General features: G+C 35.5%; 12 protein-coding genes. 6 read left to right on the forward strand and 6 right to left on the reverse strand.

The genetic code is table 11. The annotated features are described in order from the left end of the window. Positions 1–28: 28 nt before the first annotated feature. Positions 29–2158, reverse strand: a complete 2130-nt coding sequence (locus GFU89_RS13660) for a carboxy terminal-processing peptidase (protein WP_318847650.1) — start codon at positions 2156–2158, stop codon at positions 29–31. Between the two features lie 345 nt (positions 2159–2503). Here GFU89_RS13660 and GFU89_RS13665 point away from each other — a divergent pair, with 345 nt between their 5' ends. The 3 genes from GFU89_RS13665 to GFU89_RS13675 all read left to right on the forward strand — a co-directional run bounded on the left by GFU89_RS13665 (position 2504) and on the right by GFU89_RS13675 (position 5090). Then, on the forward strand, positions 2504–2674 hold the full coding sequence (locus GFU89_RS13665) for a lmo0937 family membrane protein (RefSeq protein WP_184558962.1): 171 nt from the start codon (positions 2504–2506) through the stop codon (positions 2672–2674). A gap of 381 nt (positions 2675–3055) precedes the next feature. Further along, the gene (surE, locus tag GFU89_RS13670) at positions 3056–3844 is read left to right on the forward strand and encodes a 5'/3'-nucleotidase SurE (RefSeq protein WP_318847651.1); all 789 of its coding nucleotides are present in this window, start codon (positions 3056–3058) and stop codon (positions 3842–3844) included. Between the two features lie 205 nt (positions 3845–4049). Continuing rightward, positions 4050–5090: a GMP reductase gene (locus tag GFU89_RS13675; RefSeq protein ID WP_318847804.1), complete on the forward strand. Its 1041-nt coding sequence runs from the start codon at positions 4050–4052 to the stop codon at positions 5088–5090. Between the two features lie 43 nt (positions 5091–5133). On the opposite strand, the gene GFU89_RS13680 is transcribed toward GFU89_RS13675, so the two are convergent. From GFU89_RS13680 to GFU89_RS13700, 5 genes are all read right to left on the reverse strand, one after another. Further along, on the reverse strand, positions 5134–6453 hold the full coding sequence (locus GFU89_RS13680) for a DUF6056 family protein (protein WP_318847652.1): 1320 nt from the start codon (positions 6451–6453) through the stop codon (positions 5134–5136). 3 nt (positions 6454–6456) lie between these two features. Then, positions 6457–7200 (reverse strand): 3-oxoacyl-[acyl-carrier-protein] reductase, encoded by a 744-nt coding sequence (gene fabG / locus GFU89_RS13685; protein ID WP_318847653.1) that lies wholly within the window; start codon positions 7198–7200, stop codon positions 6457–6459. A 152-nt stretch (positions 7201–7352) separates the two neighbouring features. Beyond that, positions 7353–8864, reverse strand: a complete 1512-nt coding sequence (locus GFU89_RS13690; RefSeq protein ID WP_318847654.1) for a WG repeat-containing protein — start codon at positions 8862–8864, stop codon at positions 7353–7355. Between the two features lie 6 nt (positions 8865–8870). Continuing rightward, positions 8871–9545 (reverse strand): 16S rRNA (cytidine(1402)-2'-O)-methyltransferase, encoded by a 675-nt coding sequence (gene rsmI, locus GFU89_RS13695; protein ID WP_318847655.1) that lies wholly within the window; start codon positions 9543–9545, stop codon positions 8871–8873. A gap of 2 nt (positions 9546–9547) precedes the next feature. Then, positions 9548–11038, reverse strand: coding sequence for a hypothetical protein (locus tag GFU89_RS13700; RefSeq protein ID WP_318847656.1), 1491 nt, complete (start codon positions 11036–11038; stop codon positions 9548–9550). 61 nt (positions 11039–11099) lie between these two features. Between GFU89_RS13700 and GFU89_RS13705 the strand changes: the two genes are divergently transcribed. The 3 genes from GFU89_RS13705 (at position 11100) to GFU89_RS13715 (ending at position 16465) form a co-directional block, all read left to right on the forward strand. Continuing rightward, positions 11100–11687, forward strand: coding sequence for a thymidine kinase (locus tag GFU89_RS13705; protein WP_318847657.1), 588 nt, complete (start codon positions 11100–11102; stop codon positions 11685–11687). 168 nt (positions 11688–11855) lie between these two features. Further along, positions 11856–14303: a bifunctional UDP-N-acetylmuramoyl-tripeptide:D-alanyl-D-alanine ligase/alanine racemase gene (locus tag GFU89_RS13710; RefSeq protein WP_318847658.1), complete on the forward strand. Its 2448-nt coding sequence runs from the start codon at positions 11856–11858 to the stop codon at positions 14301–14303. Between the two features lie 2 nt (positions 14304–14305). Beyond that, positions 14306–16465, forward strand: coding sequence for a patatin-like phospholipase family protein (locus GFU89_RS13715; protein ID WP_318847659.1), 2160 nt, complete (start codon positions 14306–14308; stop codon positions 16463–16465).

Raw genomic sequence — 16465 nt, forward strand, 5'->3', positions numbered from 1 at the left:
CTAATTTTCATTAGCGTTTTTTTTATGTTTAGGATTTGGCTCCCATATCTGATACAATATTCATTGCTTCCTGCAGGTAAAGATCTTTCTTAAGATTCTTGATCCACATTTCAGATTTTTTCTTGAAAGCTTCATCTTTTTTCTCTCTTTCAATCTCACTTGGATACATCATAAACTGAAGCCCGTTCTCAAATTTTGTCAAAGCTTTGAACTTTTCAATCTGAGACTTTCTGTTCTTCATCAGCTCATTAAACTTAGTGATATTCAAAGTGATATTTTCTTCTTTATCCAGTTTTTCTCTCCACTGAGCAGACTCTAATAACAACTGATAATTGCTGTTTTTAGCCATTCTGTCTGCGCTCGCTTTTTCAAGCGCCTGAATGTTGAAATAGTTCAGTTTCTGGAATTTCGTAGGCGGAATTTTATCCCATGCCAAGGCATAATCATCATATCGCTCTCCTACTTCAGCATAAGTAAAGAAGTCTTTCATCTGAATATCAGAAACAATCCCTTTTCTCTGTGTAGATTCTCCGGTAATTCTGTAGAACTTCTGGATAGTCAGTTTTAAAGATCCGAAATCATCTTCTGTGTTTAGGAATCTGTTCAGATCAACAAAAGTCTGAACGGTTCCTTTTCCAAAAGACTGCGGAGATCCGATAATCATTGCTCTTCCGTTATCCTGCATTACTCCTGCAAGGATTTCTGAAGCTGAAGCAGAAAGTTCGTTTTGCATGATCACCAATGGGCCTGTCCAGATTGGAGTCTCATTTTTATTCTTAAGAGTCTGTATTTTTCCGTTTCCGTCTTTCACCTGAACGTAAGGTCCGGCTTCCATGAAAAGACCCATAATATCTCCTACTTCAGTTAAAGAACCTCCTCCATTATTTCTAAGGTCAAGAATGATTCCCTGGATATTTTGTTCTTTAAGCTTAATGATTTCATTTTTGATGTCATCAGAAGCATTTCTTCCTTTTGCATTTTCAAAATCAGCATTAAAGCTTGGAAGGTTGATGAAACCATATTTCTTACCATTTGGAGTGTTCACTACAATACTTCTTGCGAAAGTATCTTCAATAGCTACTTCTTCACGAATCATTGTTACATCCTTGATGGTACCGTCTTTTTTCTGAACCGTCAATGTTACCGGAGTTCCTTTTTCACCTCTGATCAATCGTACGGCTTCATCAGAAAGCATTCCTACGACATTTACAGCATCGTCTTTCGGTTTAGACTTTACTTTCAGGATTTTATCACCCTCAGAAAGCTGTTTCGACTTCCATGCCGGTGCACCAATAGTAAGAGCTCCTAAATAAAGGTTTCCTTTTTTCTCCTGAATTAATGCTCCGATACCAATTACTTTTCCTGTAAACTGAGTATCAAAATCTTCTTTATCTTTTGGAGAATAATAGTTGGTATGCGGATCGAATACTTCTGTATAGGCATTCATATACACGGTAAACCAATCCATTTTCTTTCTCTTTTTGAATCGGGTAAAGGTATCTTTTACAAGATCTTTCACTTCATCAGTCGCTTTTTTGATCTTTTCGTCCTGAGTAAGGGCTTTAAACTTAATTGTGTCTTTCAGCTTGTACTTCTGAACAGAGTCTTTCTTTTCTTTCTGAGCTTCTTCTTTGCTGTTCATCGACTCTACTTCCTGAAGAATATTGTACTTGATGAATTTCTTCCACTCATTATATTGTTCCTGCTTATTGGCAGGTACCTTTTTAAGTTTCGGCTCAAGGGTAAGTGCTTCATCTTCCTGAAGGTTGATTGGCTTACTGAAAATATCCTGTGTTATTTTATCGATCTCATCCACTCTCTGATATAGTCTGTCAATCGTAAGCTTATAGAATGTAAGATCTCCCTGGCTGATATAGTCATCAAGCTTTGTCTCATGCTTGTTGAATTCATCCATATCAGATTGCAGGAAATATCTTTTCGCTGGATCTACCAATTCGAAATAATGCTTATAAACGTCCTTCGAATAGGCATCATTGATAGTCTTGGGGCTATAATGCAGATAAGAAAGTGTATTTTTTACGCTCACCATAATCGTCTGCATCTTTTCATCGTCATTCTTTGGCGAGTTGAAACAAAACATTAGACTGGTTAATGGAATAAGGAGTAAAAATTTATTCAGTTTGAAATTTTTCCACATAAACTGTCTTTATTTATTAATTTTTTTAAAATAAGTATAATAATTAGTAGCAGTAAGTTTGGTACTGTTACAAATGATCAAATTTAATACCTTATTTGCAATTATCAGATAGTTTTAACCATTTTTATTAAATAGAGCTAAAAAAATATTAACAGTGTTAGCCATTTCCTATTATCAGGCTGTTTAACCCGAAAACGAAATAATAATATCTCTGTTTTCAGTGAAGTGCCCTAACATGAATTTTTTTCATTGAAAATAAAAAACAGATACCACAAAAGTGAATTTTAAGGCATAAAGGCACAAAATATGCTGATATTTAATCAGATAACTTTAAAATGTAAAGTCATGAGAAGTTTATTATGGTTAATTGCAGTCATCTGCATCGTTGTTTGGCTTTTAGGAATGTTAGGAATAGTTCCGGGCATCAGCACGGGTTATTTGATTCACATTCTACTGGTCATTGCTATTGTTGTTATTCTTTATAACATCATTACAGGCAGAAAACCTCTTGATTAGTTTATTATTTTGTACAACCACTTAAATTAAACAACCATCAGGCTTAGCAGGTGCTTTTCGGCTGAACGGTATCAGATTCTGTTTGAAAAAGCATCTGTGAAGTACTGAGGTTATTAGTGAATCTGGAATTAAATCAATGTATTAATTTTACTTCATTTCTATTCTTTTTTCTAAACCTCAAATATTTCTTTTTCCCTGCTCACAGCCTCATTTTATCATTAAAAAAGAGCAATCTTTATTCTGAATTCGCAACAATTAATAATAAAACTGCTGTTTTATCACGTCTTATTTTTGCCTACATTTGATGTGTTGAAAATCTATTTGTTCAATTCTGAAATGAACAAATTCACCCTATTTGAATAAAAATATTAAAGATAATTTATGGAAAGACCACTTATTCTGGTTACTAATGATGATGGAATTACAGCTCCAGGTATCAGAAATCTTATCAGTTTTATGAATGAAATCGGAGAAGTAGTTGTTGTGGCCCCCAACTCTCCTCAAAGTGGAAAAGGCCACGCTATTACCATTAATTCTACCCTAAGCTACGAAGAAGTTACTCTGGATGGCCCGCAGACTGATTTTTCATGCAGCGGAACTCCTGTAGACTGTGTAAAAATGGCTCTTGATAAAATTCTGAAAAGAAGACCTGATATTGTAGTTTCAGGGATCAATCACGGAGCAAACTCTTCTATTAATGTGATCTATTCGGGAACGATGTCTGCTGCAGTAGAAGCAGGGGTAGAAGGAATTCCTGCCATTGGATTCTCGTTGCTGGATTTCAGCTGGGAAGCTGATTTTACCCAGGCTAAAGAATTCATTCAGAATATTGTAAGAAGAACACTGGAGAATCCAATGCCTAAAGGAGTTGTCCTGAATGTCAACATTCCTAAACTTCCTGCTGAGGAAATAAAAGGAGTAAAGGTTTGTAAGCAGGCTAATGCCAAATGGGAAGAAAGCTTTGATGAAAGAATAAATCCACACGGTAAAAAATATTACTGGCTGACCGGTTATTTCAACAATATGGATGATTCTGAAGATGCTGATGAAACAGCTTTGGCGAACGGATATATTTCTATTGTTCCGGTAAAGTTTGACCTTACCGCTTACGAATACATGAAAACATTGGAAGAGGTGATGACCTTTGAAAATGTAAAAGAGGTGAAATAACCCTGTTGATCATTCACTCCTTGAATATTACAAAAAGCTTCACTTCAACAATTATCAGAAGCTGAAGCTGTATAGATAATTAAAACCCGGCATGAAAACGTTATTCCATGCCGGGTTTTTTGTGCCGACAGTGGTAAAAACCATTACTTTGAAGACCTTCCGTTTCAGATTATTTACTACCTTTATTCTGACAAATAATTACAAAATGCGTATAGAATATGACATAAAACTGGGGTTCAAGGATGTAATGTTCCGCCCTAAGCGTTCTACTTTAAAATCCCGGTCAGAAGTTGATTTACAAAGAGAATTTACCTTTAAACATACTAAGAAAAAATGGACAGGCGTTCCTGTAATTGCTGCCAATATGGATACTGTAGGAACTTTTGAAATGGCTGTAGAGCTGGCAAAAGAAAAAATTATTACGGCTATTCACAAACATTATACTGTAGAACAATGGGATCAGTTTCTACAGAGCCAGCCTGAAAGTATTCATCAATATATTGCTTTAAGCACAGGAACAGGAAAAGCTGATGAAGAAAAAATAAAACATATCCTTGAAAAGCATCCAAAAATTGAGTTTCTCTGCATTGATGTAGCCAATGGTTATTCTGAGCATTTCGTTGGATTTGTGAAGAAAGCAAGGGCTAATTTTCCGGATAAAATCATTATCGCCGGAAATGTTGTTACCGGAGAAATGGTAGAAGAGCTTCTTCTGGTAGGTGCCGATATTATAAAGGTAGGTATTGGTCCCGGATCTGTTTGTACGACCAGAGTAAAGACAGGAGTAGGCTATCCTCAGCTTTCTGCTATTATTGAATGTGCTGACGCTGCCCACGGTTTAGGCGGACACATCATCGCTGATGGCGGCTGCAAAGTTCCCGGTGATGTGGCGAAAGCTTTCGGAGGAGGTGCAGATTTCGTGATGCTGGGCGGAATGTTTGCCGGTCATGATGAAAGTGGCGGTGAAATGATTGAAGAAAATGGTAAAAAATACCGGCTTTTCTACGGAATGAGTTCCAAAACAGCAATGGATAAGCATTCCGGAGGGGTGGCAGAATATCGTGCTTCTGAAGGAAAAACAGTGAAAGCATTGTACAAAGGACCTGTGGCAGACACTGTAAAAGATATTTTGGGAGGTGTAAGGTCTACTTGCACTTATGTAGGAGCTTCAAAGCTTAAAGAGCTTTCCAAGAGAACCACTTTTATCAGGGTTCAGGAACAGGAAAATCAGGTTTTCAAAGACTAGAAACAAAATAAAAGGCTTTAGAGTTATTATCTAAAGCCTTTATTTATTCTTTTGTTCTGATATATTTTTTATTAAAATATTTTTGAAGCTGATCATTTACATAAGTTTCCTGTTCTTTTACAGAAGCCATTTCATCAATATATAAAATGCTCGGAACCTCTTTTATCTTATCCACTACAACAGAATCTTTAGATGAATTCTTGAGGATATCTACCCTTTCATCCATTTCTCTTTCATATTCTTTCAAATCTGTAGTCAGAAGTTCCATCATAATATTTTCACCATTAAAATCAATATTAAAATAAGAATATTTTTCCGGGAAAATTTTAAGTTCAGGAAGAAAAACAATGATGAGAGAGACCCACCAGAATTTTTTAATTTTTTCAAATTTAAAATATAATAACAGTGAAAAAGTAAGCAGGAAATAAAAGAGTATACTTTCAAACTGCCTTGCAATAGAGGTGAGAATATAGCTCGTAAATAACAAAGGAATCAGTGAAACAGACCAGAATAAAATGGCTTTTTTCAATGTGATCTGAGCCGTGATCTTTTTGAGCTCTTCCTCAAAAACCTTAATAAATAATGGAAGTACTACAATAACTTTTAATCCAACATAAGCCGTATCAGCACCAAAAAGAGCAATTCTTTTCAGCCATTTTACCATTCCTCTTTCTGCCTCTCCCATTCTGTTGAAATTTCCAGGTGCGAGAAAGCATGCAAGCAAAAAAACGGTTCCTAACAGGACCAAAAACAAGTTTTCCTGGTTACGCTTCTGATAATAAGATACTAACAGGAGTCCTTCAAGAATCAATGCCAGAATTTCATTAGACCCCATCAGAATTACAATAAGCAACGCTGAAAGAAAAAGCCATATTTTCTGTCCCGTTTCCTCCTTTTTTTTGAAAAAATAGAGTAAAATACCTGATAAAATAACAGGAACGAAATAGATATTGGAGCCCGTAATCCAAAAGTAGTGTTCTGGTAAACTCACAAGAAGCACTGTGTAAAAGAAAAACAGAAGAAATCCTTTTTTGATAGACTCTTTCAGGGAATAGTTGAAATATTCTTTAAAATTTAATGCTGAAACTCCAATAAAGGAGAGCATTAAAAAGACGGGGTATATTTTCGGAAGAATATTATGGTTGTCGTAAAAGACAGGATTAAACATATTAATAGAATATCCGAAATATCTTCCGCCCCATGTTGTATAGGTGTTTATAAAACTTTGTATCAGCCCTACTTTTCTGGTTGTGTAGGACCAGAAATAATCATCGGTCTGATATACATTAAAAAAACTAATGTATGCCAGACCGACGCCTATTAAAATCGACAAGAATAATACTATATTCTGTACTTTTTTCATTTTCTAAGTTAACATTCCACCGTCAACGTTTAACGTTTGTCCGGTAATGTATGCTGACATATCGCTGCCAAAGAATACACATGCATTCGCGATATCTGAAGGCTGTCCTCCTCTTTTCATTGGAATTTCTTCTCTCCATCCCTGAACTGTTTTTTCATCCAGAACAGCAGTCATTTCCGTTTCAATGAATCCCGGAGCGATAGCATTACATCTGATATTTCTTGATCCTAATTCCAGTGCCACAGATTTTGTAAATCCTATGACACCTGCTTTAGAAGCTGCATAGTTGGCTTGTCCGGCATTTCCTTTCACTCCTACTACAGAAGTCATATTGATGATAGATCCGGATCTTGCCTTCATCATGGGCTTGATTACCGCTTTCGTAAGGTTAAAAACTGAATCTAAGTTTACTTTGATTACTTTATCCCAATCTTCTTTGGACATTCTCAATAGCAGGTTATCTTTCGTAATTCCTGCATTGTTTATTAAAATATCAATCTGCCCGAACTCTGCCATTACATCTTCCACCAATTTCTGAGCAGCATCATAATCTGATGCGTCAGACTGATATCCCTTAATTTGGGTTACAGAACTTAAAGCTGCTTCTAATTCTTTTGCTTTGTCTACAGAGCCAGCGTAGGTAAATGCTACTTTTGCCCCTTGCTGAGCAAACATTTCAGCGATACCTTTACCGATTCCTCTTGTAGCTCCGGTAATTAGTGCTACTTTTCCTTCTAATATTTTCATATCTATTGACAATTATTTTCTTTTATAACTCATTCAGCTTCTGACAGCTGACTCTTATAGTTTCTACAATTCCTATCCGGAATTAAACGGTTTGCAAAGATATTATAAAATGTTATTCAACCCATTTAAATTGTTAAAATACTGGATTTTTATTAAAGCTGAACGGGATTATTTTTAAATCTTGTGAAATAAATAAAGTCAGTTTTTTTACTTCTATCCAGCTTCAGTACTTCTTTCTGCCAGAAATACTTATCATAAACGATCTCCTTTAAAGGTTCATTCTGAAAGTTTGAAACCCCGAATTTTCCTTCTTTTTTTACCACAATTTCGTTCTCAGCATTCCCGAATGTTATGATATCTTCGTAAATAAAGGGAACAATTTCTGTTCCTTTTCCATCCAGAATGCCATATAAGTTGCCTGTATTTTTACATACTAAAGGTTTTGAATACTGATTAAGCAGATTAAAATATTCAACGTCTTCATTTTTTATCTGACTGATATTTTTCAATTCTGCTATTGAGCTATCCTTGACAGAAAACCTATAATAATGATCCTGTTTTTCAATAATAAGATTGTCCGGATAAAAACCTAAAATCTGTACACCTTCCCCTACAATATTCTTAAGATCTTTATCCAGAAATTGTTCTTCATTTCCTTTTTTAAGGTAGATAAAATCTTTCCCAGAAATGGTGAAAGCTTTGATAAAATCATATTCCTGAGGAAGAATGATATTTCCCTCAAGATCAACAATCCCGGATTTTTTTACTTTATCATTATAAACACTGAAGAAATTATTCAATAAAGGATTGAGGTATTTAAAAGTCTGGGAATACAGCTTATTATCTTTTTTACTGAAGACCGTTGCCTTACCCTTTTTTATAAGGTAGATATATTCCTTTCTGCCAAAGTATTCCGGTGTAATATCATTAAAGATTTCCTCAGCAATCGTATTTTCTTCCGCATCTATTAAGCCATACTTTCCTGTACTTTTATTTTTAGTAATCAGATAAGGATAAGCATTGATGTCTACCACCTGTTTCGTAAATTTATGCAGGGTCTGACCATTATTTCCAATGATTTCACTTTCATTGTCTTCATTAATGATCAGTGCTTTACCGTCTTCAAAGTTATAATCTTCTTTAAATTCCCGGCTGCTGAGCTGCTTTCCGTCAAAGTCATGCAGAAACCATTTTTTATCTTTTAAAACAAAGAACCTGTTCTTGCCCGAAAAATGGATCTTTTCAGCATAAGGAATAATTTCCTTTCCATTATAGTCATAGACGGCTTCTTTATCCTGTTTTGAAGAAATAATGCGGTCTTTGCTCCACCAGGGTGTATTGAATTCCTGATCATCCAATGCAATAACCTCCTTTCCTTTTTCGTCAATAATAGCTGATTTTCTATGGTTACCTTCTTCAGAATAAAGAATAAATCTGTTTTTAAAAATATGCAAAATACTTCCTCTGTAAGGAGATTCAAAGGTAATGGCTCCTAAAGAATCTACAATTCCCTGTTTCTTAGAACCGGAATCATACACTGTTCCATATCCTTCCGAATAGGAACTCACCTCCTTTCCTGTCTTTTTAGACAGGATCACTTTCATATATTGGTTGGTCTGTGCTGTACAGACTACAGAACACAATACAAAGACTAATTTTTTCAAGAAAAATTAAATAGAATTATTGACAATAAGAACGATCTCTCCTTTTAACGTTTTACTTTTGGAAAATTCAATTAATTCATTGATTGTTCCACGTTTAGTTTCTTCGAATTTTTTAGAAATCTCACGGCTTAAGCTTACTTTGGTCTCTTCTCCGAAGAATTCTTTGATCTGCTCCAGGGTTGTATTGATTTTATGGGGACTTTCGTAAAGAACGATAGTCTTTTTTTCTTCAGCAAGCTGCTTGAGCTTCGTCTGTCTTCCTTTTTTCTGTGGTAAAAACCCAGCGAATAAAAATTCATTATTAGGAAGTCCTGAAACGACAAGTGCAGGAATCAGGGCAGTGGCTCCGGGAAGGCAGATCATATCAATATTATTGTCTGCTCCTGCTTTTGCCAGCAAATATCCGGGATCCGAAATTCCGGGAGTTCCTGCATCGGTAATAATAGCAATGTTCTGACCGCTTTTAAGGTCAGCAATTACCTTTTCCGTTGCCTGGTGCTCATTGTGTAAATGATAAGATTTTAAAGGTTTTGAAATTTCAAAATGCTTTAAAAGTATTCCGGAAGTTCTGGTGTCTTCACATAAAATATAATCAACTTCTTTCAGGACGTTTACTGCCCTGAAAGTCATATCTTCCAGATTCCCAACTGGTGTGGGAACAAAATATAAGATTCCGCTCAAAATTATAAGAATTTATTTTCTACCAATATCCAAAGTCTCTGAGCATATTCATCCACTTTACTCCACTTTCTGTCGTAATACAGATCACTAAGATATTCTTTGGCTTCTTCCAGCGTTTTGAACTGGTTCAGCTGAAATACCGTATCATTCAGATCTGTCTGACTTCCTTCAAAGAGCATTTTTGAAAAAGCAATTCTGTCATTCAGATCCAGCTTAAATTCCGGCTTCTGTTTGTCTGCTTCCATAAAATGGGTAGGAATATTAGACTTCAGAATACTTCCCGCATCTACTTTCTCTTCTGCAGATTCCTTTTCGTTAGGAAATTCTCTTTCCAAAGGATCGTCATCAAAAAGTGACTGAACAGCTTTCAATCCTTTGATATTGGATAATTTTATTTTTTTCTCCTGATGATATTCTTCTAAATTTTCAAAACTTTCATCAGAAGGATGTTTTTCTGTTTCTTCGGCAACAGGTTTATCGATTTCAACGATTTTTCTTCTGTCATAGACTTCAGCAAGGATACTTTCCTCCTTTATCTCTTCTACTGAATGATCATTTTTTATCTCACTCAGAATATTTTCTACATTGGAAGTTTCTGTTGCCATTTCTCCCTGTTCAATAGAAACATTTGAAGCCACAAACTGTTCTTCGTTTTCTTCGATCAGTATTTCATCTTCCAGGGTTTCTGTATCAAAAATACTTGGAATAATTTCTGTCATAGGAATCTTAGCATCATTTATCTCGGCAAAATCAGTTTCTTTTTTTGATTCCTGCTCAGCATATTCCTCCTCTTCCTGATCATCTATTTCACTCAGCTGGTTATTGAAAATGGCTTCTTCCTCCGTCACTTCATTCTGAAACAGGTCTTCATTAAGATCTTCATCAGACTCCGGTGTAGAATCAGCAAGAATTTTTTCTTCATCTACAAAGCTCAAAACGGCTCTTTGCTCATCTGAAATTTCATTTTCATTAATTTCGTTCAGCTGATTATTGAAAACCGCTTCTTCTTCCAGGGTTTCATGATCAGAATCCTGTTCCTGAATATTTTCCGGTGTCTTTTCTTCGTAACCTTCTTCTACAAAGCTTACAATATTTTCATGGAATTCATTTTCAACAATTTCATTCAGCTGGTTATTGAAAACAGCTTCCTCTTCTTCAGATCCAGTTGAGAAAATTTCATTCTCATCAATTTCGTTCAGTTCATTATTGAAAATAGCTTCCTCTTCTGTCACCTCATTCCCTTTATCATAATATTCCGTGTCTCCGGATGCAAAAGAGATAGGCTGATGAGCCGGATTCTGCGCCTGATGATCTGCAATTAAATATTCAATATTCTTTTCCAGCAGTTTCAAAAAAGAAATCCTGTTAGCAAGCTCATCTACAAGATCTTGCTTGGAAAGTAATTCGTCTACGTTGTTTATTTTGTCCAGATTATCAATGATATTCATGGATTCAAAAAAAATCTTTTCCTTTAAATCTTGGATATTCTGCATAATAAGATTCTTATTAAAATTGCTTACTTTTGATGTTAAAAATATACGGCTAATTTAACAAATGTTTTTAGAAAATACAATTAATCATTCCAAACAAAGTGGTTGGATGGAAGTGATTTGTGGCTCTATGTTTTCGGGTAAAACCGAGGAACTGATCCGCAGATTGCGAAGGGCAGAAATGGCAGGACAGAATGTGGAAATTTTTAAACCTAAACTGGATGTACGGTATTCTGAAGAGGATGTAGTATCTCATAATCAGAATAAAATCCGCAGTACAGCAGTAGAAAATCCTAATGAAATTCTTCTGTTGGCTTCCAATTGTGATGTAGTAGCCATTGATGAAGCTCAGTTTTTTGATGAAAGTATCGTTGATGTTGCCAACCAGCTTGCCAATAGTGGTATCAGAGTGGTCATTGCAGGATTGGATATGGACTTTTTGGGACGTCCGTTCGGGCCAATGCCCAATTTGATGGCTACTGCTGAGTATGTCACAAAAGTGCATGCTATTTGTAAGAGAACAGGCAATCTTGCCAATTATTCTATGAGAACTTCACAGGGAGATAGTCTTGTAGAATTGGGGGAAACTGAAAACTATGAGGCAGTAAGCCGCCGTGTATTTATTGACGAAGTACTTTTAAAAAGAAAATAAGGGATTAACTATACCCAACCATAAAAATAGATTCACTCAGTAAAAAATAAAAAGCGAAAAGCAATAGGGTAAAATCTGGAAAAAAGAATCAGTTTAAATAACCGGTCTCACATTTTTTTCAGTTTTACTTCTGTAGTTTCGCTCAAAAATAAAGCAGAAAGGGCACCAATGAACTATACAGTACAACACATTGCAGAGATCACCAATGCACAGATCATTGGAGACGGGAGTTTAATGATCAAAAATATAGCGTATGACAGCAGAATTATTTATTCTACCAAAAATACAGCCTTTATCGCGATCAATACCCAAAAGAATTCCGGTGAAAAATTCATTGAATCTGCAATAGACAGAGGTATTAATGTCATTATTTCTGAACATCATTTTCCGGAGTTTGAAAATATAACCTGGATTATCGTTGAAAATTCTGTAGAGTTTCTTCAAAAATTAGCAAAGTATCATTTTGAAAATTCTCACTTACAATCTATAGGAATCACGGGAAGTAATGGTAAAACTATTTTAAAAGAATGGCTGTATCAATGTCTGTGGAATGAATTCCCTACTGTAAAAAGTCCTAAAAGTTTTAATTCTCAGATTGGTCTTCCGCTATCTCTTCTTCAGATCAACAGCTCTCATCAGCTGGGAATCTTTGAAGTGGGAATTTCAAAACCCCATGAGATGGAAAAACTTGAAAATATGTTTCATCCACAGATCGGATTACTTACCCACATCGGAACAGCTCATGCTGCCAACTTTTCTTCCGAAGAACAACTCATTGATGAAAAGATCAGTCTTTTCAAAAATTCTGAGGTGATCATTTATAATGGCGACAATTCTTTGGTTGAACAAAAAATCAAAAAATTATATTCTGATAAAAAATTAATTTCTTACGGTTTAAAAAAAGAGAACCAGGTTTCCATCAAAAGCAATATTTCTAAAGATGACAACATTATTGTTGATTACTTTGGGGAAGAAATCAGTTTTCCAGCCCATCAGAGAGACGAAGCGACATTAACCAACGCTATGGCGCTTATCACAGTACTCAAGGAACTTGATATCGAAAATAAAAAGATCGTTGAAAAAATCAACCTTTTAAAGGCCGTTGAAATGAGGCTTGAAGCAATTGAAGGAATTAAAGGCAATATTGTCATCAATGATTCTTTTAATCTTGACCTCGATTCTTTGAAGACTGCTCTCCAGTTTTTGAATGAATATAATAAATCTAAAAAATCGCTGGTCTTAACTGACATCGTAGGGGTGAGCAGCAACACTAAAGAATTGTATGAAGAAGTTTCTGAGCTGGTCAATGAACAGCATTTTGATTCTGTATTCTTAATTGGTGATGAAATATCAAACTTTAGTGAATTATTTAAAGCTAAAACATATACTTTCATTGATACTAAAGAGTTAATTGAAAGCAAGCATCTTACTGAAATAGAAAATCAGATCATCCTGTTAAAAGGAGCCAGAAAATTTGAGATCGAAAGGCTTAAAGATATCCTTGAGCTCAGAAAGCATGATACGGTACTGGAAGTAAATCTTAATGCGATTCTCCATAATATCAATTATCATAAATCGCTTCTGAAGCCAGGAACCAAAATGATGGCTATGGTAAAGGCCAATGCTTACGGGTTAGGAAGCTATGAAGTGTCAGAATTTCTGCAGCATCATCATATAGATTACCTTGGTGTAGCTTACGTTGATGAGGGTGTAGAACTTCGAAAAAAAGGAATTACGACACCCATTATTGTCATGAATCCCGAGCAGCACAGCTATCAGACTATTATAGAATATAACCTGGAACCTGAAATTTATAGTTTCAGAGTGTTGGAATTATTTTATGAAGCCGTTCAGAAATCAGGTTATGATAAAAAGTATCCAATCCATATTAAACTGGAGACAGGAATGCACCGTCTTGGTTTTAAAGATTTTGAACTGGATCAGTTAAGCGAAACTTTAAGCCAGAAAAATCTGAAAGTTCAGAGTATGTTCAGTCATTTATCATCATCTGACATGCCTGAAGAAAAAGAATTTACTTTGAAGCAGCTGGAAGTTTTCGAAAAGAATTCCAGCTACCTGATAGAAAAATTAGAATACACTTCTCTTCGTCATATCCTGAATTCTTCCGGAATAACTAGCTATACCAATCACCAGTTTGATATGGTAAGAATTGGTATTGGAATGTTGGGAGAGTCTCCTGACAATGAAATTCAGAAGCAGCTGCAGTCTGTTGTAAGTTTTAAAACCGTAATTTCACAGATATCAATGGTTGAAAACGGTGAGTCTGTAGGCTACAGCAGAAAATATAAGGTTGACCATCTTACCAGAATTGCGACTATACCTGTTGGATATGCTGATGGTATTCCAAGGCTGATAGGAAATCAGGTAGGAAATGTAGGCGTCAGCAAAACACTGGCACCAATTGTCGGAAATATCTGTATGGATATGATGATGATTAATGTAGATAATATTCCGAATGTAAAAGAAGGCGATACTGTAACTGTTTTCAATGCCAAACCAAGTTTAAAAGAATTCGCAGGCTACTGCAAAACGATAACCTATGAAGTATTAACCTCCATTTCGCCTCGGGTGAAACGGATTTATATAAAAGATTAACTATGAGAAAACTCCTGATTCTGCTTTCCATATTCCAACTGTTATTGATCCATTCTCAGGTAAAAAAAGATTTGAAAATTCCTAAAAACCCAAAGATTGGACTGTCACTAGCTGGTGGCGGAGCCAAGGGTTTTTCACATGTAGGAGTTCTTAAAGTACTAGATTCATTGGGAGTGAAGGTGGACTATGTCTCTGGAACAAGTATGGGAGCCATAGTAGGTGGTTTGTATGCCGCAGGATACTCCGGAAAAGAAATAGAAAAAATTGTCATGGATACGGATTTCTATTCTTTAATTATGGATCCGAAGTCGAGACAAGAAACCACTTTTTTCAACAAATCCGTAGACAAATATCTTTTATCCATTCCCCTGAAAAACGGAAAAATCACACTTCCCTCCTCCATCAGTACCGGCCAGAGAAATGTTTATCTTCTGAAAGAACTTTTTAAAAATGTTTCCAATATTGAAGACTTTTCCAAAATGCCAATTCCATTCATGTGTGTTGCAACCAATCTGGAAAGCGGCAATATGCAGATATTTGAAAAAGGAGATCTCGTACAATCCATTATGGCAAGTTCTGCATTCCCATCTTTAATGGATCCTATTAAAATTGGTGACAGTATTTATATTGACGGAGCCATGACGGTGAACTACCCTTCAAAGCCTTTAAAGGACAAAGGAATCGATATTGTCATTGGTGTAGACCTTAATCAGGACCTTTCAAAAAGAGAGGATTTAAACAATATTATCTCCATACTGAACCAGGTGATTGATTTCGGAATAAAGAAAGATACAAGAAAACAGTATAAATATACGGACATCAATATTAAACCTAACCTGAAAGGGATGTCCGCTACAAGCTACGATGATAAAAAGAAAATTCTGGACAGCGGGTATGTAGAAGGGCTTAAATATTCCCAAGTACTGGATCAATTACCCAAACGTCCTTTTGACCGCCTCAGACAACGTATAAACCCTATATATTCTAACGTATATAAGATAGACAGCATTTCTATCGAAGGAAGTAAAATATACGGTAAAAACTACACACTGGGGAAAATGGGACTTCGCCTACCCTCTTTACAGACTTATGGAAGCATCAATAAAATGGTAGATAAATTGGTCGCGACGAATAACTATCGCTTTATCAATTATGATATCGTTCAGGAAAATGATGCCAATTATTTGAAGCTTTATGTGACTGAGGATGACACCCGCCATTTTTTAAAATTCGGATTGCATTATGATGAAGTTTTCAAAACCGGACTTCTTTTGAATTATTCTGCAAAGAGACTTTTATTTAAAAATTCAAATCTTTCCCTGGATGTTGTCGTGGGAGACCGCGTGAGATATTATCTGAACTATTTTATTGATAACGGATATATTCCTGGCTTTGGTCTTTATTCATCAGGAATGAGCTTCGATATAAAGAATGTAGATAATTATGTTGTAGACCGATGGGAATGGTTGAGAAATGAAGCCTATATACAGTCTATATGGAAAGATAAATTCGCCATTGGAGGTGGTATCAGCCATGATTACTTCAAAGCGGAAAACAGCAATGGAGACAACAGACGCTCCAACCGTTTTCTGAACCCTTATATCTTTATAAAAACCGATACGCAGGATGATAAGGAGTTTCCTACCAAAGGAATTTATTTTGCAGCAGAAGGAAAGGTTATAGATCTTTTAAAGTCTGAAGTTGATAAAAGAATAATTCAGATCAAAGCAGATCTTAAAATCAATATTCCTCTTGGCAAGCAATTCACTTACCGTCTTAACGTGTTTGGAGGTGTTACTATTGGTGAAAATCTTCCTGGTTATTACCAATATAGATTAGGTGGAATTTTTGAACAGAATCTTATTAATTTTAAAAGCTTTGGAGGATTTTATTTCGCCCAGCTTTATACAAATAATGTGATATTAGCATCTAACGATATCCAATTTAAATTTAACAAAAACTATTTTATCAGTGGAAACTTCAGCTTTGCTAACTTATCAAACGATATCAAGTTTGAAGATGCAGTTAAAGTAAATTATAGTTCACTGGGAATTACGGCGGGTTACAAATCTCCTTTCGGGCAGATAAAAGTCAACTTCAGCCACTCACTTAAAAATAACCAAAAAGGTATATTCAGTGTTATTTTAGGACACTGGTTTTAA

This window comes from Chryseobacterium sp. JV558 (assembly GCF_033712365.1).
Classification (GTDB): domain Bacteria; phylum Bacteroidota; class Bacteroidia; order Flavobacteriales; family Weeksellaceae; genus Chryseobacterium.

Coding starts and splice junctions, on each gene's coding strand:
- GFU89_RS13660 (WP_318847650.1), bottom strand. CDS start 2,158: ATGTGGAAAAATTTCAAACTGAATAAATTTTTACTCCTTATTCCATTA.
- GFU89_RS13665 (WP_184558962.1), top strand. CDS start 2,504: ATGAGAAGTTTATTATGGTTAATTGCAGTCATCTGCATCGTTGTTTGG.
- surE (WP_318847651.1), top strand. CDS start 3,056: ATGGAAAGACCACTTATTCTGGTTACTAATGATGATGGAATTACAGCT.
- GFU89_RS13675 (WP_318847804.1), top strand. CDS start 4,050: ATGCGTATAGAATATGACATAAAACTGGGGTTCAAGGATGTAATGTTC.
- GFU89_RS13680 (WP_318847652.1), bottom strand. CDS start 6,453: ATGAAAAAAGTACAGAATATAGTATTATTCTTGTCGATTTTAATAGGC.
- fabG (WP_318847653.1), bottom strand. CDS start 7,200: ATGAAAATATTAGAAGGAAAAGTAGCACTAATTACCGGAGCTACAAGA.
- GFU89_RS13700 (WP_318847656.1), bottom strand. CDS start 11,038: ATGCAGAATATCCAAGATTTAAAGGAAAAGATTTTTTTTGAATCCATG.
- GFU89_RS13705 (WP_318847657.1), top strand. CDS start 11,100: ATGTTTTTAGAAAATACAATTAATCATTCCAAACAAAGTGGTTGGATG.
- GFU89_RS13710 (WP_318847658.1), top strand. CDS start 11,856: ATGAACTATACAGTACAACACATTGCAGAGATCACCAATGCACAGATC.
- GFU89_RS13715 (WP_318847659.1), top strand. CDS start 14,306: ATGAGAAAACTCCTGATTCTGCTTTCCATATTCCAACTGTTATTGATC.